The sequence below is a fragment of the Azospirillum humicireducens genome, from assembly GCF_001639105.2.
GTDB lineage: Bacteria > Pseudomonadota > Alphaproteobacteria > Azospirillales > Azospirillaceae > Azospirillum > Azospirillum humicireducens.
In genome coordinates this window covers 446,953-464,061 of sequence record NZ_CP015285.1, presented here as the reverse complement: position 1 = coordinate 464,061, position 17,109 = coordinate 446,953, and the positions used below count along the sequence as shown (strand labels likewise).

Sequence of the window (17,109 nt, the reverse complement as noted above, 5' to 3'; positions counted from 1 at the left end):
TCCCCTCACGCTCATCCTTCAGGCGGCGGTCGGGATGCCGGCGGTGCCCAGCAGCGGGGACAGCGCGGACAGCGCGCGGTCGATGATCCGCCGGTTGTCCGCCGTCACCCGCGCCGCCCCCGCGACGATGCGGTCGCGCGCATGGTCGTCGGTCAGCAACCGCCGGATCTCGCGGGCAAGCGCCTCGCCATCCGCGACCGGCAGGGCGCCGCCGGCGGCCTCCAGCATGTGGGTGATCTCGCCGAAATTGAACATGTGCGGACCGTAGATCACCGCGCAGCCCAGCTGCGCCGGCTCCACCGGGTTCTGCCCGCCATGGGGGATGAAGGAGCCGCCCATGCACACAACCGGGGCCGCGCGGTAGAACAGTCCCAGCTCGCCCATCGTGTCGGCGACATAGACGGCATGCTCCGGCCCCGGCAGCAGGAGGCGGTCCGTTCGCCGCAGCACCGGCAAGCCGCGCGACCGCATCAGCTCGGCAACGGCCTCGCCGCGATGGGCATGGCGGGGGACGATGATCGTCAGCAGGCCGGGCAGAGCCGGAGCCAGCGCCGCGTGGACCGCCGCGGCGATCTCCTCCTCCCCCGGATGGGAACTGGCGAGCAGCCAGACCGGCCGGCCGGCCAGCGCCGCGCGGAGCGGCTCCATCGCATCGGCGGCGGCGGGCGGCGGCTCGGCGGAGAATTTCAGGTTGCCGACGCTGGCGACGCCCGCGGCACCCAGCCGCCGCAGCCGCTCCGCATCGCCTTCGGTCTGGGCCAGCGTGATCTGGAAGGTCGACAGCAGCCCGCCGACGAAGGCCGGTGCGTTGCGCCAGCGGGCGAAGCTGCGCTCCGACATGCGGGCGTTGACCAGGGCGGCGGGGATGGCGCGGGCGCGGATGCCGGCCAGCAGGTTCGGCCAGATCTCCGATTCCGTCCACAGCACCGCGTCGGGGCGCCAGTGGTCGAGAAAACGGTCGACGGCATCCGGCAGATCGACCGGCACATATTGATGGATCGCCCGCTCGGGCAGGCGCCGTCCCATCAGTTCTGCCGAGGTGACGGTGCCGGTGGTCATCAGCACGGTCAGGCCGGGCGCGTCGTCCAGAAGCCGGCCGATCAGGACCAGGACCGAATTCGCCTCGCCGACGCTGGCCGCATGGATCCACACCAGCGGTCCGGCCGGCCGCGGGCGCGAGGGCATGCCGAACCGCTCCGCCTGACGCACGGGGTCTTCCTTGCCCGCGGCGCGGCGGCGGTCGAGATAGAGGCGCACCGCCGGCCCGGCGACGGTCGTCAGGCCACGGTAAAGGGATTGCAGCATCAAGGCCCGGAACAGGAGACGGACGACAACGGGCGCGTTGCCGGTCCCCCTGATACGGACCACCGGCAGCGCGCCCGGCGGCACCTTAGCACGCGGCAACCGTTCCGTAACAGGGGCCGGTTCGATGGGGGTGCGTGGCTGGCAGGTCGGGGCTCCGCGGAACTGTTGGTCATCAAGGCGAAAGTGTTTCGATCCCCAACGCGAGCCCCGCCTCCGCCAAGCGGCGGTCGAGCGTGCACAGGCAAGCCCCGGCTTCCGCCGCGATGGCAAGATGCAGGGCATCGCCAGCCCGCAGGCCAAGCATGTGCTGGTCGGCAAACCGGGCCGCAGTTCGGAAATGCGCAGCTTCAACCCGAAGAATGGTGAAGGTCTCTGCGCAAAGCCGCGTGAACAATGCCAACGCCGCCGCGCGATGATTGGCAGCAAGCTGCCCGGTGCGCAGCTTGATCGCCAATGCCGACGATACCTCCGTCATGACCCATGGGCTGATCAACAGACCGGCGGGATCCTGCCGGTGCAGCCAGACCTGGATGCGCGCCGTCGCAGCTTCATTCGTCAGTGCGGCAACCACCAAAGACGTATCGAGATAATGGATCAATACCGGTCGCCGTCACGCATGTTGCGGACGAAATCCCCGGCATCTTCAGACTGCATCGGCATAGAATTCGTGACCGACTGCAGCTCCGCCAGGGAAATCGGACGGCGAGCGGATTGCACGGCCGTCAACCGGGCGACAGGCTTTCCGCGCCTGGTGATGCAGACGGTCTCTCCCGCTTCCGCCTGCGCGACAAGATCGCTGAGATGGGCCTTGGCGTCGGCAAGGGGGATCATGTTCATGTCCGGGCATCCTGACCAGATGATTGGTCAGATATAGTCCAGCTCGTCATGGTCTCCAATTCCCATCTCACCGCTCCGCCAGCGCCAGCTTCGCCCCCAGCGCGGCAAAGGCGGCGGCGAAGCTGCGGCGCATCCAGGCCATCACCCGTGGGCGGGAGACCACCTGATCGCGCACCGCCGCCGCGAACAGGCCGTAGACGACGAACACGACGAAAGTCAGCGCCATGAACACGCCGCTGAGCTCCAGCATGCGGGCGAGCGGCTGCGGATCGGCATCGGTGACGAACTGCGGCAGGAAGGCCAGGAAGAAGATCGACAGTTTCGGGTTCAGGACATTGACCAGAACCGCCCGCAGGATCATCCGCCCGGCCGGAAGCCGCGCCGCCTCCGCCTCGACGTTGAGCGCCCCCTGCTCCTTCAACGTCGCCCAGGCCATGTAGAGCAGATAGAGCACGCCCAGGATCTTCAGCCCCTGAAAGGCCACGGCGCTGGTGTGCAGCAGAGCCGCCAGCCCGAGAACGGCCGCCGCCATGTGCGGCACGATCCCCAGCGTGCAGCCGAACGCCGTGATCGCACTGGCCCGCGCGCCCTGGGACAATCCGGCCGCCAGCGTGAGCAACACCCCTGTGCCGGGGGAGGCGACGACGATCAGGGAGGTGACGAGGAATTCGGGGCTCATGAGCGGACATCTCGCGCCGATGGGGGAGAGCAGAATGGAACCATGGCCCGCGTCCATCGCCAAGGGATCGGTTTCGCGAGACGGGAAAGCCCATCCCGTCGCATTGTCCCCCGCCCCGTCCGTCCGCTATCCTGATCCAAATCCTCCGCCTCGCGGTGATGCATGCCTTTTTCATATCTGCGCACGCTTTCGGAGAGCAAGCGAACCAGGCGGGCCAACGTCCATCTCGGTGTATCGCTGGCCTTCGTCGCCGGGGCGATCAATGCGGGCGGGCTGCTGGCGGTGCTGCAATACACCTCGCACATGACCGGCATCGTCTCGTCCATCGCCGACAACCTGATCCTGGGGAACCTCGTGACGGCGGCGGCGGGGATGGCGTCGGTGGCGGCCTTCGTGTCGGGGGCGGCCTATTCGACCATCCTCGTCAATTGGGGGCGGCACCACAGGATGCACAGCGCCTATGCCTACCCGCTGTTCTGGGAGGCGCTGCTGCTGCTGGGCTTCGGGCTGCTGGGCAACAGCCTGGACGACCATCGGGCCCTGTTCGTGCCGGTGACGGTTCTGCTGCTGTGCTTCATCATGGGGCTGCAGAACGCCATCGTCACCAAGATCTCCAATGCGGAGATCCGCACCACCCACATGACCGGCATCGTCACCGACATCGGGATCGAGCTGGGCAAGCTGGTCTACATCAATCTCGGCACCGAGTCAGAACGCTACAAGCCGGTGCGCACCAACTGGCCGCGGCTGGGGCTGCTGGTGGCCCTGCTCGGCGCCTTCTGCCTGGGCGGCGTGGTCGGTGCCGCCGGATTCAAATATGTGGGCTACGTCACGACGGTGCCGCTGGCCGCATTCCTGGTGCTGCTGGCGATCGTGCCGATGGTGGACGACGCGCGGACGCGGACGCGGCTGCTGCTGCGCCAGCGGGTCAGGGCGAACGGCGGAGGACGGCACCGCGAAGCGCCGCCCCCGCTGACCTGACGCATTTACGAGAAGGGCCGCAGGTTGGACAGGAACTGTTCGGCCGAGCGGCGCCAGGAATAACCCAGCGCATAGTCCCGGCAGGTCTGCGCCGGGATCGTCAGGGCGCCTTCCACCGCCCGCTTCAGATCGACGTCCAGGCAGCCGGCGCCGGAGCCGTCGACCACGTCAAGCGGTCCCGGCACCGGATAGGCGGCCACCGGCACGCCCGACGCCAGCGCCTCCAGCAGGACCAGCCCGAAGGTGTCGGTGCGCGACGGGAAGACGAAGACGTCGGCGGCGGCGTAATGCTTGGCCAGCTCCTCGCCATGCTTGGCGCCGACCCAATGGACAGCCGGGTATTTGCGCTGCAACTCTTCCCGTGCCGGACCGTCGCCGACCACCACCTTGGTGCCCGGCAGGTCAAGGCGCAGGAAATCCTCCAGGTTCTTTTCCACTGCGACGCGGCCGACATACATCGACACCGGCCGCGGCAGATCGAGAAAGCCCTTGTCGCGGGGACGGAACAGCTCGGTATCGACGCCACGGGTCCAGCGGCGGATGTTGGCGAAGCCGCGGGTCTTCAGCGCATCCTCGATGGTCTGGGTCGCCACCATCACCGCCGAGGACGGCTTGTGGAAGCGGCGAACCACCGCATAGGACAGCGCCAGCGGGATCGGCGCGCGGTCGCGGACATATTCGGGAAAGCGCGTGTGGTAGGCGGTGGTGAAGGGCTTGCCGTGCTTCAGGCAATAGGACCGCGCCGCGAAGCCCAGCGGTCCTTCGGTGGCGATGTGGATGCAATCGGGCCGCATGCCGTCGATCATCGCCCACAGCCGGCGCTTCGCCCCCACCGCCAAGCGGATTTCCGGGTAGGTCGGCATCGGCAGGGTGCGGAAGCGGTCGGGGCCGATCACCTCGACGCTGTGGCCCATCGCCTCCAACTCGGCCCGTACGGTGCCGATGGTGCGCACGACGCCGTTCACCTGCGGGTGCCAGGCGTCGCTGACGATCAGGATGTTCACGCCGCTTCCCGTTCCTTCGCCGTGATCTTGCCCGCACTCGGGCCGGGGGCGGGAAGCCGCCGCGCCATGACCTCCGCCCAGTGGATGATCTCCAGCACGCCGCTGTCGTGCTCCACCAAGGCGGTGCAGGACTCGACCCAATCGCCGTCGTTGCAATAGAGGATTCCTTCGATATCGCGCATCTCGGCGGTGTGGATGTGGCCGCAGACGACGCCGTCGACATTGCGGCGGCGGGCTTCGTCGCCCAGCGCCTCTTCGTACTTGCCGATGAACTCGACCGCGGTCTTGGCCTTGTGCTTCAGGTAGGCCGACAGCGACCAGTAATTGAAGCCCAGCCTGCGGCGCACCCAGTTGAACAGGGTGTTGACGTGCAGCAGCGTGACGTAGGCGTGATCGCCCAGCAGGGCCAGCCACTTGGCATAGCGCACCACCGCGTCGAACTTGTCGCCGTGGGTGATCAGCAGACGCTTTCCGTCGGCGGTGGTGTGAACCCATTCGTCGACGACATGCACGCCGCCGAACTGCAGGCCGACATAGTCGCGCGCCGCCTCGTCATGGTTGCCGGGAATGTAATAGACCTGCACCCCCTTGCGGGCGCGGCGCATGATCTTCTGCACCACGTCATTGTGGGCCTGGGGCCAGTACCAGCTTTTCTTCAGCCGCCAGCCGTCGACGATGTCGCCGACCAGGAACAGGTGATCCGATTCGGTATGCTTCAGGAAATCGAGAAGCAGCTCCGCCTGACAGCCGCGCGTTCCCAGATGAACGTCGGATATCCAAATGCTGCGGTAGCGCTTGACCGCTGGGACGGCGTCCATCATCCGCTCCGTCGTCGCCATGGCCGGTGGCCATCAAGACAACTGCCGTATAAAGGAAAGCACCATATCTTGACAATGATTTGGAACGCCCGCACCTATTCGTCACAGTGATTTGGGCATTCGTCACAATGTTGCAGTTTTACTGCAACGAAACCGCCGCCTGCCCTTCACGGTTCCGCAACAGAAGGCGCCTGGTGCGCCGGTCAGGGAGAGCGAATCGGTGCGCGACACGGTGCTGATGGACGAGAACCCGGTGGTGGGCACGGGCGGCGGAAACGATGCCACGACCGAAGTGCGGCGGCTGCTGGTGATCCACAACCCGACGGCGGGCGGGCGGCGGGCGCGGCGGCTGCGCGCGGTGGTTTCCCGGCTGGAGGCGCGCGGCCTGTCGGTCACGGTCAAGCCGACGGGCAAGCGCGGCGATGCGGAGGCCTTCGCCAGCGCGGCCGATCCCGCCGCCGTCGATGCCGTCATCGCGGCCGGCGGCGACGGCACCATCAACGAGGTCATCAACGGGCTGGCGGTCCATGCCGAGGCGGGCCTGCCGCTGCCGCTCGGCATCGTGCCGATGGGCACCGCCAACGTGCTGGCCGCCGAGTTGGGTTTGGGCATGGATGCCGAGTGCATCGCCGCGGCGATTGCCGGCGGGAGGCGGACGATGATCTGGCCGGCGCTGGCGAATGGGCGGGTGTTCTCGCTGATGGCCGGGGTCGGGCTGGACGCGCGGGTGGTGGAGCGGGTCGATCCACGGGTGAAGCGGCTGATCGGCAAGGGCGCCTATGTGGCCGAAACGCTGGTGCAGCTGGCAACCCGGCCGGATCACCGCTATCGCGTGACGCTGGATGACGGGGAGGCTCAGGACGTGGCGTCGGTCATCGTCGCCAAGGGGCATTTCTACGGCGGCCGCTTCATCTGTGCGCCCGATGCCCGGCTGACCGAGCCGGAGCTGCATGTCTGCCTGTTCCCGCGCGGCGGGCGGCTGAACGCGCTGCGCTATGTCTGGGGCGTCACCGCCGGGCGCTTGGCGCGCTTCCCGGAGTATCGCGTGGTGACGGCGAAACGCGTGCGCATCGAAGGGCCGGCGGGTGACGAGCTGTTCGCCGACGCGGTGCAGGGCGACGGCGACGTGCTGGCGCGGCTGCCGGTGGAGATCGCACTGGCGGGGTGGCGGTTGCCGGTGCTGGCGGGGTGAGTGATCGCTCGGAGGCCCCCTCCCCATCCCTCCCCCGCTACCGCGGTGGAGGGGGCAGGAGCTTTGCGGGAGTGCAGCGGCAGTTCCCTCTCCCGCATTAGCGGGGGAGGGTTAGGGAGGGGGCAATCCCTTGCCGACCCTCGCCGCCCTCGCCTGCTCCTGCAATGCCACGTAATGGTGCCAGACCAGCCGCGCCGCCAGCGAGCGATAGGGCCGCCAGGGCTCGGCCACCTCGATCAGCTGCTTCGCGGTCGGCTTGTCGGCCCAGCCCTTCAGCCGCTGGACGCCCAGCTGGATCGCCAGATCGCCGATCGGCCAGATGTCCGGCCGGTCGAGCGTGGTCATCAGATAGACCTCGGCGCTCCAGCGGCCGATGCCCTTCAACGCGACGAGTTGGGCAATCGCCTCCTCGTCGGGCAAATCATGGATGATGTCGAAATCGAGCCGGCCGCTCGCCACCGCCTCGGCAAGGCCGCGGGCATAGCCGATCTTCTGGCGGGAGAAGCCGCAGGCACGCAGGCTTTCATCGTCGAGCGCCAGGATGGCGTCGGGGGTGACCGCGCCGCCCAGCCGGTGCTGCAGCTTGGCCCACAGCGCCAGCGCCACCTTGGTGGAGAGCTGCTGCTCCATCACCATGCGCAGCAGGCCGACGAAGCCGGTCGGCCGGGTGAAATCGCGGATCACCGGGCCGCCGACGCGCAGGCACTCGGCGAAAATGGGGTCGAGCGCGGCCAGATGATCAGCGTTCATGCTCGACGCTCATCGGCCGCGCTCCACATCCCGCAAGCGGTGGCTCAGGCCACCAGCTCGATGGCGTAGTCCTCGATCACGGTGTTGGCGAGCAGCTTGCTGCACATCGCCTCGACCTCTTTGCGGGCGGTCGCCTCGTCGGTGCTCTTGAGCTGCAGCTCGATCACCTTGCCGGCGCGGACGTCCTCGACGCCGTCGAAGCCCAGCGTGTGCAGCGCGTGCGCGATGGCCTTGCCCTGGGGGTCGAGAACGCCGCGCTTGAGGGTGACGTGAACCTTGGCCTTCATCGGATGTCCGCTCGCTTTACGGTGTTAGGTGGAGGGGTGGTTGTCGGGTGGCAGTCACTGGATGGTCTTGGGGCCCTTGACGTCGCTCGGTCCGCCTTCCGGCAGGATGCCGAGGCGGCGTGCGACCTCCTGATAGGCTTCCTCGACACGGCCCAGATCCTGGCGGAACCGGTCCTTGTCCAGCTTTTCGTTGGTCTTGACGTCCCACAGCCGGCAATTGTCGGGACTGATCTCGTCCGCCAGGACGATCCGCATCTCCTCGTTCTCCCACAGCCGGCCGAACTCCAGCTTGAAGTCCACCAGCTTGAGCCCGATGCCGAGGAAGAGGCCGGACAGATAGTCGTTCACGCGGAGCGACAGCGCGACCATGTCGTCGAGGTCCGGCGGGCCGGCCCAGCCGAAGGCGGTGATGTGCTCTTCCGAGACCATCGGGTCGCCCAGCTCGTCCGACTTGTAATAATACTCGATGATGGAGCGCGGCAGCGGCGTGCCTTCGGGAATGCCGAAGCGGCGCGACAGGCTCCCGGCGGCGACGTTGCGGACGACGACCTCGATCGGGATGATCTCGACCTCGCGCACCAGCTGCTCGCGCATGTTCAGGCGGCGCATGAAATGCGTGGGCACGCCGATCTCGGACAGCCGGCTCATCAGATACTCGGAGATGCGGTTGTTCAGCACCCCCTTGCCGGTGATGACGCCCTTCTTCTGGTTGTTGAAGGCGGTGGCGTCGTCCTTGAAGTACTGCACCAGGGTGCCCGGCTCCGGCCCTTCGAAGAGAACCTTGGCCTTGCCTTCGTAGATGCGCCGGCGTCGTGTCATCGCGTGTTCGTCCAAATACGTAAGGACCGGTCAAGCGAGCTTGCCGGCCCAGGAATGTGCCCAAGTGATATAGCAAGCCGGGTGCACGAACACAACGATGGGGGCGGAAGGGCTGGATTGTGCGGCCGCCGGCCCCTCACAGCTCCACCGGCGCATAGGGCACCGCGTGCGGACGGCCGGGGGCGAAGTGCCAGATCGGGTTCAGGTCGGGGCGCTCCACCCGTGGCACCGCCAGCAGCGAACTGGAGGAGGTGCCGAAGCCGCCGGGGAGCAGGAAGTCCATGGCGCCGCGCTCGTCCGGCGTGCCCTCCCAGATGCGGCTGCCCATCAATTCCGGCCAGCCGCCCCAGGCGAAGGACTCCGCGTCGGGGGCGTCGGTGGTCGGCGGCGCGGCATGCGCGAACAGCGGGCGGTAGAAGGCGGTACGCGGGTCCTGCGGGTCGTCGAGCTCGAAGGCGGTCAGCATATGGACGCCGGCGGGGATCGACGACACCTCCGGCCGGTGGCGCGGGTTGGCGCCGCGATGGACAACCAGATAGGCGTCGCGGTTGTCGGCGATCACCAGGTTGAACGGGCGGTAGGCGCGGATGTCGAGATGGGCGAAGCTGCGCGCAGCATCGGCCGCATCGGCATGGTCGAGCGCGTCCAGCACCAGTTCGCCGCGGGACCGCTTGCCGGCCTCCGGCCCCAGCGTGCCGAAACGGTTCAGGATGACCGCGACCACCCCCTCGTCATTCAGCCCCATCCAGGAGCCGCCGGCCAGCTCGTCCAGCCCGGCGACCACATTGGGCCGGTCAGGCCAGTGGCGGGCCGGCGGCAGCCAGGGGCGCCCTGCCATCTCGTCACGGTTCCCGGCGACGACCAGCGGCCAGGTTGCGTCGGGTCGCCGCAGGAGAATCACGCTGCACATGCCTTGCCCTGTCTGCTGTTTCGTCTTGTCGCGGGAGAGGAACGGGGATCGCTGTCAATCCGTGGAAAACGCCGCGGAATATCCGTGGCTGCGACGCGGCGGGACGGTGACGGCGACCGCTTCCCGGCTATATAATCCTTAGGAATGGGAGTGAAACCGATAAAGGAGCGCAGGTCATCATGACGACCTTCGACGACCGCGAAAAGGCCTTCGAGACCAAGTTCCAACATGACGAGGACCTGCTCTTCCGCATCCGTGCGCGGCGCGACCGGCTGGCCGGCGAGTGGGCGGCAACCCTGATGGGGCTGACCGGGGCGGAGGCGGAAGCCTACGCCCGCGAGGTCGTGGACACCGACATCGCCACCCTCGGCCCTCACGACATCCGGGACAAGCTGTGCGCCGATCTGCACGCCCGCGGAGTCGACATCTCCGACCACCGGGTGGAGAAGCAGATGGCCCAGTTCCTGGATCTGGCGCGCCAGCAGGTGACGCAGGCCTGATCCGCGGGGCGCCGCCCCGTCCGGAAGACCCGCCGCCCGAACAGGGATGGCGGCGGGTCGCCTATTCCGCTGCGCGGCGCAGGATGCGCTGGCCGGCATAATCGGCGATGCGGCCGATCAGCAGGTCGATGTCGCCCTTCAGCCGGGCGAAGCCGTCGTGCCGCTCCAGCGTCTCCTCGTTCATGTAGAGGCGCCGGTTGATCTCCAGTTGGATGGAATGGCGGCCGCGCGCCGGATCGCCGTAGCGGGCCAGCAGTTCCACCCCCTTGTAGGGATCGTTGATCGCCACGCGATAGCCGAAACTGCGCAGGGTTTGCGCCACCAGATGGACGAATCCCGGCTCGCTGGTGGTGCCGTCGCGGTCGCCGATCACGAAATCCGCCGCCAGCGGATCGCGCCCGTCCGGCCGCAGCGACGACGGCATGGAATGGCAGTTGACGTGCCAGACCGCACCGAATCGATCCGCCAGCCCGTCGAGCGCCAGCCGCATCTGGGCATGGTAGGGGCGGTAATAGCGGTCGATGCGGTCGGCCACCACCGCAGCCGGCAGCTTGCCGTCATAGAGCGGAACGCCCGGCCGCAGCATGCTGCGGATCAGCCCCATGCCCAGCGTGCTGCGCGCGGTCGGGTGCAGCGGCACCGGCCAGTCGCCGTCGATCAGCGCCGGGTCGATGTCGTCCACCGCACGGTTCACGTCGATGCAGGTGCGGGGAAACAGCGCGCACAGCAGGGTGGCGCCATGGTCGGGGGCGGTTGCGAACAGCTCCTCCACATGGCTGTCCTCGCCCTGGCGCAGCAGGGGATGCGGGCAGACCACCCGGAAATCGGCGGGATAGACGCTGCCGCTGTGCGGCGAATCGAACAGCACCGGCAGGCGATGGCCGACCGGATCATTGCGGACAAGTACGTCATCGATCACGAAGCTCATCGACCGGCCCCGCCCAGACGCCAAGACAGTGATAACCGCAAGCTCGACCGCCGCCTTCATTGATCCTGCGGATCCCATGGAAACAGGATCACACGGATCCTATAACCCATGCGTCAAGCCACAGTCGACGGCTATCTGTCACGGTCCTGCCATGCCGCCGCAACATTACGCCCCTCCGGATCAGCCGAAAAAACCACGCCGCCGGACTGGCGCGGCGTTGGATGGTTCGCCATACTGACCGGAGCGCCCCACCGCTGGCGAGCCTGCCGCTTGACCGATCCCCTCTTCGCTCCCGTCGAACTCACGCCGCCGGACATCGCGCCCTACCGGCGCGGCAACACCGGCATCGACCACGTCACCAGCCTGTCCGCGGCGGAGCCGGGTCCGCATGTGGTGCTGAACGCACTCGTCCACGGCAACGAACTGGGGGGCGCCATCGCGCTGGACGCCCTGTTGCGCATGGGTCTGCGGCCGAAGCGCGGGCGGCTGACCTTCGTCTTCGCCAACACCGCCGCCTACGCCACATTCGATCGCCAGAACCCCTACGCCTCGCGCTATCTGGACGAGGATTTCAACCGGCTGTGGTCAGCCGACCATCTCGACGGCCGGCGCGACAGCGTGGAACTGCGGCGCGCCCGTGCGCTGCGTCCGGTCTATGATTCCGCGGATCTGCTGCTCGACCTCCATTCGATGACCGCGGACACGGCTCCGCTGACCCTGTGCGGGCGGACCACGCGCGGGCGGGACCTGGCGCTCGGCCTGGGCTATCCGGCCTGGGTGGTGGCGGACGGCGGGCATGCCGGGGGGAAGCGGCTGATCGACTATGGCAGCTTCGCCGAGGCGGAGGGGTCGCGCACCGCGATCCTGGTCGAATGCGGCCAGCATTGGCGGGCAGAGACGGCGACGGTCGCGCTGGAAAGCTGCCTGCGCCTGCTGCTCGGCCTGGAAATGACCGATCCGGACATGATCGGCCGGCAGGGAAACGGTCCGCGCCTGCGCCCGCGCACCGACCCGCAGCGGGTGGTCGAGGTCACCGACGCCGTCACCGCCGCCAGCGAGCGTTTCCGCTTCACCGCTCCCTTCATCGGCATGGAGGTGATCGGCCGCGCCGGCACCGTCATCGGCTGGGACGATGGCCGCGCCATCCTGACCCCCTACGACGACTGCGTCCTGATCATGCCCGCCCGCCGGGTGAAGTCCGGCCAGACGGCGGTGCGTCTGGGCCGGATCGTCGGGTAAGCACCCTCACTTCGCCGGCGGCTTGCCCTTTGTCCAGGTGGCGTTGGCGCTGAACAGCGGCACGGTGGAGATCGACATCTTGGCGGATGCGTCCTTCACCTGCCGGCTGTACACCACATAAACCAGCGTGTCGTTCGGCCGGTCGTAGATGCGGCGGATGGCGATCGATTTGAAGATCAGGCTTTTCCGTTCGGAGAAGACCTCCTCCCCCTTCTGCGACAGCTCGATGTCGCCGACGGTGATCGGACCGGTCTGGCGGCAGGCGATGGAGGCGTTGGACGGGTCCTCGAACCAGTTGCCCTTGCTCAGCCGGTCGATCAGGCTGCGGTCGAAATCGACCAGATGGCAGGTGACGCCCTTCACGCCGGGATCCTCGATGGCCTGCACCTGGAGCCCGTTGCCGGTCCAGTCGTTGGAGAAGCGCCCGACCACCTCGTCCGCCGCCGCGGAGCGGAGCGGAAACCCGGCGGCCAGCAGGCCCAGAACCAAAAGGCCGGCGGAAACGTTCATCAGGGGAAACGGGCTGCGCATCGCGACTGGGTCTCCGGCAAGGACGGGCGGGACCGCAGGAAGCGCGGTCCGGCAAAACACCCCCCTAGATCGGAGGGTCCGGCGCCACCGTCAAGCGCCGTCCTTCGGAGGTCCGGCCACCGCGATGACAGACCGCAGCCCGCTCGCCTCGGTTCCCCCTGCGCTTCCACCCGCCCCCGAGGCCCCGCTTCCCGGAACGCCCGAGCCGGTGACGGAGCCCCTGCCCCCGCCCGGCAACCGCCGCGACCCGCTGACCATCGCCGCCGTCGGGCTGTTCGTGATCGCCGTGCTGTTCGCGCTGTATTTCGGACGCGAAGTCCTGCTGCCGATCATGCTGGCGCTGATCCTCAGCTTCCTGCTGCGGCCGCTGGTCCGCGCGCTCTACCGCGTCGGCATTCCGGAAGGGATCGGCGCCGCCATCATGGTGATCACACTGTTCGGCAGCGTGCTGCTGGCGGTCTACACCCTGTCGGCTCCGGCGGCCGAGTGGGTGAACCGCATGCCGCGCGTCCTGCACGAGCTGGAGTTCAAGCTGGGCGACATCCGCGCCGGCATCGAACGGGCCCGCGAGGCCTCGCGCCAGATCGAACAGATCGCCAAGGAGACCGGAAACGAGGGCGGACCGGTGCGCGAGGTGGTGCTGCGCGGTCCGTCGCTGATGGAACAGGCGGTCAGCCAGGTCGAAGCGGTGATCGTCAATGTCCTGATCCTGCAGGTCCTGCTGTACTTCTTCCTGGCGAGAGGCCGCCATTCGCTGGAGGCGCTGATCGGCACCATGCGCAACGTCGACGATCGCGTGCATTACGCCATGGTCGCGGCGACGCTGCAGCAGAACATCGCCGTCTATCTGCTGACCATCACCGTGATCAACGCGGCGCTGGGCATCGCCACCGGTCTGCTCATGTGGCTGTGGGGGCTGCCCAACCCGGCGCTGTGGGGGGTGCTGGTGGCGGTGGCCAACTACATCCCCTTCATCGGGCCGGCGGTGATGACCGGCGTCCTGTTCCTGGTGTCGGTCCTCACCTTCGACGGGCTGGGCACCATCCTGCTGCCGCCCCTGTCCTTCGTGGCGCTGACCACCATCGAGGGCAACTTCCTGACGCCGATGATCGTCGGCCGGCGGCTATCGCTGAATCCCATCGCGGTGTTCGTGTCGATCCTGTTCTGGGGCTGGCTGTGGGGCATACCGGGCGCGCTGCTGGCCGTGCCCATCCTGGCGATCCTGAAGATCCTGTTCGACGCACATGAGCCGCTGAAGCCGGTGGGGGCGGTATTGGGGGGGTGAATGCGATTGCCCCCTCCCTCCCGCTTCGCGGGTCCCTCCCTCCCCCGCTTCGCGGGAGAGGGTTAGGGAGAGGGCACCCGCAGCGATACCCTCACGCCACCGAAGCCAGCGGCAGATTCACCAGCAAATTCTGCGGCTTCAGCTTCAGCCGCCGCCCTTCCGTCATCGCCAGCCCGAGATAGACCGGCCGGCCGGCGAGGTCGGAGCGCATGGCGGCGGGGTCGGCGAAGTCCAGGCGGAACAGGGCGAGGATGCGGGCCAGCCGGTCCTCTCCCACCTCCACACCGTTGTAGAGGTCGTTGAGGATCGAAGTCGCGGAGCTGTCGAGCCCGACATGCCAGACCCAGCGGTCGTCGCGGATGTTCTGCACCGGCTGGATGCCGACCGTCACGCCGAGGAAATGCGCGATCCAGGCCTCCAGCACGCGGGCCAGCGCGTCGAGACCGGCGGCGGCGAAGGTGATGTCCAGCACGGTGTCGTGCCGGGCGTCGCGGCCCCAGTAGAGCGGGTGGTTGGTCTCGTCCAGGATGTCCAGATCGACACTGCGGGGGGCGGTTCCGGCCTCCACCACCAGACGGCCGAGAGAGCCGAAGCCGCCCGAAGCCGCCATGGTCTCCACCGTTTCAGCATCGGCGACGCGGACGCGGCCGTCGTCGACAGACACCGTCTGCTCGCGGAAGAACAGTTCGCCGGCACGGGCGCGCAGGCCCGACGGGGTTCCGTCCAGGATGCCGCGCAGGATGGCGTGGGCCAGCTGGTCGATGAACAGGCCGGGCACGCCGCGGGCACCCTCGCGGAACAGGCGGATGTAGCAGCCCTCCAAAGTCCCGGCGGCCAGCAGCCGGTCGCGGAAGGCCAGCCAGACCTGGAAATTCTCCCGCGCATCCGCATCGGCGATGGCGTCGAGCAGCGGGGCCGGCACCGTCCGCGCCGGATCGTCCAGCAAGGCGGCGTGCAGCGTGCGCTCGGCGTCGCAGGCCTCCTCCGGCGGGCGCATCTCGGGCCGCAGCAGATAGGCGCGCAGGAAATCGGGCGTCACCGCCAGATGGTTGTCGGCATCGCGGGCCAACAGGTGGAAGCCGGACGCCGTCCAGAAATCGGTCATGCTGAGGGGCACCTCTGGTCCTGAAGGCGCCTATCCGACGACAGAGCCGCCGGACGGCGCAAGTGTCTTGTGGCCGGGCACGGGATCAAGCGTCCTGTCGAGGAAGTCGTCGATGTCGGTCCAAACCCGGTCGCGGATGGCGTCGCACTCCATCAGCAGTTCGTGCTTCGCGCCGGGATACTCGACAAGATGGGCGTTGCCGAGCCGGGCGGCGACCCTGCGGTGAAGCTCCGCCCGGACCACCCGGTCGCCGGGCGCGCTCAACAGCAGGACAGGCGTCCGCACCCGCTCCAGCGGCAGGTCGCCGCGGCCCAGCGCATCCTCCGCATCCAGCGCCGCCGCCACCCAGGCGAAGCTGACGCCGCCGACGCGCATCTCCGGCCGCTTGACGTAGGGGGTATGGAAGGCGGCGAAGCGCCGCGGATCGGCGGTGATCCTGTTGTCAGGCCGGAAAACGGCCTCCGCCGGATCGTAATCGCCCTGCCACAGTGCATAGCGGGCACCCCATCCACAGGCGAGCCCCAGGCAGGCCAGCGCCCGCGCCAGCCGGCGCGGCAGCGGTGCGGTGTGGATGGCGTACATCGGCGCCGCCAGCAGCACGGCGGCATAACGGCCGGGATCGTCGCCGGCATGGCGGGCCAGCGCCAGCGTCGCCACGAGGCCGCCCATGGAATGCGCCAGCAGGATCAGCGGCCCGCCGGTTTCCGCGGCGACGGGCGCCACGATCTGCCGGTACACGCTATCCAGGTCGTCGACCAGCAGCGCGAAATCGCTCAGATGGTGGATCTGCCGATTGGCCAGGGGCCGGTCCGACAGGCCCTGGTTGCGCCAGTCGAGCGCGACGACCCGAAAGCCGCGGGCCGTCAATGCGGTCGCCGTCTCCGCATATTTCTCAATGAACTCGGCACGGCCGGTCAGCACCAGCGCCGTGCCGCGCCCCCGTTCCGGCTTCGGCCAGACGGCGACCCGCAACCGCGCCCCGTCGGCCATCGCGACAGACCGCATCTCCACATGGCGCAGGTCCGGCATGACCCCGGATGCAGTCCAGGCGGACTCGTCGGCCATATTCTCTCCCCTCGACGTTGCACTTCGGACTGTAAGAGCGCCCCTGCGGACAATCCACCCGAATTCATCAAGACGCACGAAACCGGAAATAGCAATGAGACCTTGGACATGATCCGCAATGGAACTCTTTTCCTTGGCTGGTGTTGGTGCGCCGTTGGAGGTGTACCGATGAAGACAATGCGAATCATCGTCCTGGCGATTGCCGCCACGACCCTGAGCGGGACCGCCGTCCCGGTGCTGGCGAACGAAAAGGCCAAGGTTCCGCCCGTGCGCGTGGAGCAGCATGAGGATGGCGAGGATATCCTCGTCCACAAGGGGGAGGCGTCCTTCTACAGCCAGAAATTCCACGGCCGCACCACTGCCAGCGGCGAGCCGATGAACCAGAACAAGGCGACCGCGGCTTCGCGCACGCTGCCGCTCGGCGCCAAGGCCACGGTTACGAACGAGGACAACGGCAAGAGCGTCGATGTCATCGTCAACGACCGCGGCCCCTATGTCGACGGCCGGGTGATCGATCTGTCACGCTCCGCCGCCAGGAAACTGGACATGATCGAGGACGGAACCGCCCCCGTCACCGTCGAGGTCAAGCCGTCGGAGCAGCCGACCGACACCGCCCGCGACAAGGTCGAGGCGAAGGTCGAGCAACTCACCCCCGACCGGCAGGTTGCCGACCGTGAAAGCCGCCGCAGCGATAGCGCCGGCACCAGTGGCGGCACCGGCAGCGACACAGTGTCGCACTCCGGATCGGGCAAGTAATGATGCAGTGCGGCGAAGACGGCTCCCGATTCGCCGCGCCCGCTAACCGGAGTTTATTGCGCCGCCGAACCAACAGTCTCCGAACAGTCAATCGATTGAAAAGAAACGGACTTTGCCA

The 17,109-nt window shown here is 68.0% G+C and carries 20 protein-coding genes; 6 read left to right on the top strand and 14 right to left on the bottom strand.

Translation table 11 applies throughout. The features are described 5' to 3' along the window. Nucleotides 1-18: 18 nt before the first annotated feature. From A6A40_RS02165 to A6A40_RS02150, 4 genes are all read right to left on the bottom strand, one after another. The gene (locus tag A6A40_RS02165; RefSeq protein ID WP_063636078.1) at nucleotides 19-1,305 is read right to left on the bottom strand and encodes a 3-deoxy-D-manno-octulosonic acid transferase; all 1,287 of its coding nucleotides are present in this window, start codon (nucleotides 1,303-1,305) and stop codon (nucleotides 19-21) included. 172 nt (nucleotides 1,306-1,477) lie between these two features. Further along, entirely contained in the window at nucleotides 1,478-1,903 is a 426-nt protein-coding gene (locus tag A6A40_RS02160; protein ID WP_108546622.1) for a type II toxin-antitoxin system VapC family toxin, read from the bottom strand. Further along, nucleotides 1,900-2,142 (bottom strand): type II toxin-antitoxin system Phd/YefM family antitoxin, encoded by a 243-nt coding sequence (locus tag A6A40_RS02155; RefSeq protein WP_014246949.1) that lies wholly within the window; start codon nucleotides 2,140-2,142, stop codon nucleotides 1,900-1,902. The genes A6A40_RS02160 and A6A40_RS02155 overlap by 4 nt, the downstream gene beginning before the upstream one ends. 67 nt (nucleotides 2,143-2,209) lie before the next feature. Continuing rightward, nucleotides 2,210-2,821: a LysE family translocator gene (locus A6A40_RS02150; protein ID WP_063633904.1), complete on the bottom strand. Its 612-nt coding sequence runs from the start codon at nucleotides 2,819-2,821 to the stop codon at nucleotides 2,210-2,212. 162 nt (nucleotides 2,822-2,983) lie between these two features. Between A6A40_RS02150 and A6A40_RS02145 the strand changes: the two genes are divergently transcribed. Then, nucleotides 2,984-3,802, top strand: a complete 819-nt coding sequence (locus tag A6A40_RS02145; protein WP_063633903.1) for a YoaK family protein — start codon at nucleotides 2,984-2,986, stop codon at nucleotides 3,800-3,802. Nucleotides 3,803-3,807: 5 nt separating this feature from the next. Here the strand turns inward: A6A40_RS02145 and A6A40_RS02140 are convergent, their stop codons facing one another. Both A6A40_RS02140 and A6A40_RS02135 read right to left on the bottom strand, forming a co-directional pair. Beyond that, complete coding sequence (locus A6A40_RS02140) at nucleotides 3,808-4,806, bottom strand: glycosyltransferase family 4 protein (RefSeq protein WP_063633902.1); 999 nt, start codon at nucleotides 4,804-4,806, stop codon at nucleotides 3,808-3,810. Beyond that, complete coding sequence (locus A6A40_RS02135; protein ID WP_236783704.1) at nucleotides 4,803-5,645, bottom strand: UDP-2,3-diacylglucosamine diphosphatase; 843 nt, start codon at nucleotides 5,643-5,645, stop codon at nucleotides 4,803-4,805. Before A6A40_RS02135 ends, A6A40_RS02140 begins: the two co-directional genes overlap by 4 nt. Before the next feature lie 199 nt (nucleotides 5,646-5,844). Here A6A40_RS02135 and A6A40_RS02130 point away from each other — a divergent pair, with 199 nt between their 5' ends. Beyond that, nucleotides 5,845-6,816, top strand: a complete 972-nt coding sequence (locus A6A40_RS02130) for a diacylglycerol/lipid kinase family protein (RefSeq protein ID WP_063633901.1) — start codon at nucleotides 5,845-5,847, stop codon at nucleotides 6,814-6,816. Nucleotides 6,817-6,927: 111 nt separating this feature from the next. Here A6A40_RS02130 and A6A40_RS02125 read toward each other — a convergent pair whose 3' ends face one another. The 4 genes from A6A40_RS02125 to A6A40_RS02110 all read right to left on the bottom strand — a co-directional run bounded on the left by A6A40_RS02125 (nucleotide 6,928) and on the right by A6A40_RS02110 (nucleotide 9,582). Beyond that, nucleotides 6,928-7,566 carry a DNA-3-methyladenine glycosylase family protein gene (locus A6A40_RS02125; RefSeq protein ID WP_063633900.1) on the bottom strand — a complete coding sequence of 213 codons (639 nt, stop codon included), beginning with the start codon at nucleotides 7,564-7,566 and terminating at the stop codon, nucleotides 6,928-6,930. A 44-nt stretch (nucleotides 7,567-7,610) separates the two neighbouring features. After that, entirely contained in the window at nucleotides 7,611-7,853 is a 243-nt protein-coding gene (gene purS / locus A6A40_RS02120) for a phosphoribosylformylglycinamidine synthase subunit PurS (protein ID WP_014246942.1), read from the bottom strand. Nucleotides 7,854-7,907: 54 nt separating this feature from the next. Continuing rightward, nucleotides 7,908-8,672 carry a phosphoribosylaminoimidazolesuccinocarboxamide synthase gene (gene purC, locus A6A40_RS02115; RefSeq protein ID WP_063633899.1) on the bottom strand — a complete coding sequence of 255 codons (765 nt, stop codon included), beginning with the start codon at nucleotides 8,670-8,672 and terminating at the stop codon, nucleotides 7,908-7,910. A 136-nt stretch (nucleotides 8,673-8,808) separates the two neighbouring features. Next, nucleotides 8,809-9,582 (bottom strand): NRDE family protein, encoded by a 774-nt coding sequence (locus A6A40_RS02110; RefSeq protein ID WP_063633898.1) that lies wholly within the window; start codon nucleotides 9,580-9,582, stop codon nucleotides 8,809-8,811. Between the two features lie 179 nt (nucleotides 9,583-9,761). Between A6A40_RS02110 and A6A40_RS02105 the strand changes: the two genes are divergently transcribed. Then, nucleotides 9,762-10,082 carry a DUF1476 domain-containing protein gene (locus A6A40_RS02105; RefSeq protein WP_063633897.1) on the top strand — a complete coding sequence of 107 codons (321 nt, stop codon included), beginning with the start codon at nucleotides 9,762-9,764 and terminating at the stop codon, nucleotides 10,080-10,082. A 61-nt stretch (nucleotides 10,083-10,143) separates the two neighbouring features. Here the strand turns inward: A6A40_RS02105 and A6A40_RS02100 are convergent, their stop codons facing one another. Next, nucleotides 10,144-11,010: an N-formylglutamate amidohydrolase gene (locus A6A40_RS02100; RefSeq protein WP_063636075.1), complete on the bottom strand. Its 867-nt coding sequence runs from the start codon at nucleotides 11,008-11,010 to the stop codon at nucleotides 10,144-10,146. 270 nt (nucleotides 11,011-11,280) lie between these two features. Between A6A40_RS02100 and A6A40_RS02095 the strand changes: the two genes are divergently transcribed. Beyond that, complete coding sequence (locus A6A40_RS02095; protein WP_063633896.1) at nucleotides 11,281-12,249, top strand: M14 family metallopeptidase; 969 nt, start codon at nucleotides 11,281-11,283, stop codon at nucleotides 12,247-12,249. Nucleotides 12,250-12,255: 6 nt separating this feature from the next. On the opposite strand, the gene A6A40_RS02090 is transcribed toward A6A40_RS02095, so the two are convergent. Then, a complete protein-coding gene (locus tag A6A40_RS02090; protein ID WP_063633895.1) occupies nucleotides 12,256-12,780 on the bottom strand; it encodes a CreA family protein in 525 nt (174 codons plus the stop codon). Between the two features lie 124 nt (nucleotides 12,781-12,904). Between A6A40_RS02090 and A6A40_RS02085 the strand changes: the two genes are divergently transcribed. Next, entirely contained in the window at nucleotides 12,905-14,065 is a 1,161-nt protein-coding gene (locus tag A6A40_RS02085; RefSeq protein WP_063633894.1) for an AI-2E family transporter, read from the top strand. 91 nt (nucleotides 14,066-14,156) lie between these two features. On the opposite strand, the gene A6A40_RS02080 is transcribed toward A6A40_RS02085, so the two are convergent. Continuing rightward, nucleotides 14,157-15,170, bottom strand: a complete 1,014-nt coding sequence (locus A6A40_RS02080) for a DUF6352 family protein (protein WP_063633893.1) — start codon at nucleotides 15,168-15,170, stop codon at nucleotides 14,157-14,159. 30 nt (nucleotides 15,171-15,200) lie between these two features. After that, nucleotides 15,201-16,235, bottom strand: coding sequence for an alpha/beta hydrolase (locus A6A40_RS02075; RefSeq protein WP_063633892.1), 1,035 nt, complete (start codon nucleotides 16,233-16,235; stop codon nucleotides 15,201-15,203). A gap of 168 nt (nucleotides 16,236-16,403) precedes the next feature. Here A6A40_RS02075 and A6A40_RS02070 point away from each other — a divergent pair, with 168 nt between their 5' ends. Further along, nucleotides 16,404-16,991 (top strand): septal ring lytic transglycosylase RlpA family protein, encoded by a 588-nt coding sequence (locus A6A40_RS02070; RefSeq protein WP_063633891.1) that lies wholly within the window; start codon nucleotides 16,404-16,406, stop codon nucleotides 16,989-16,991. Nucleotides 16,992-17,109 lie beyond the last annotated feature (118 nt).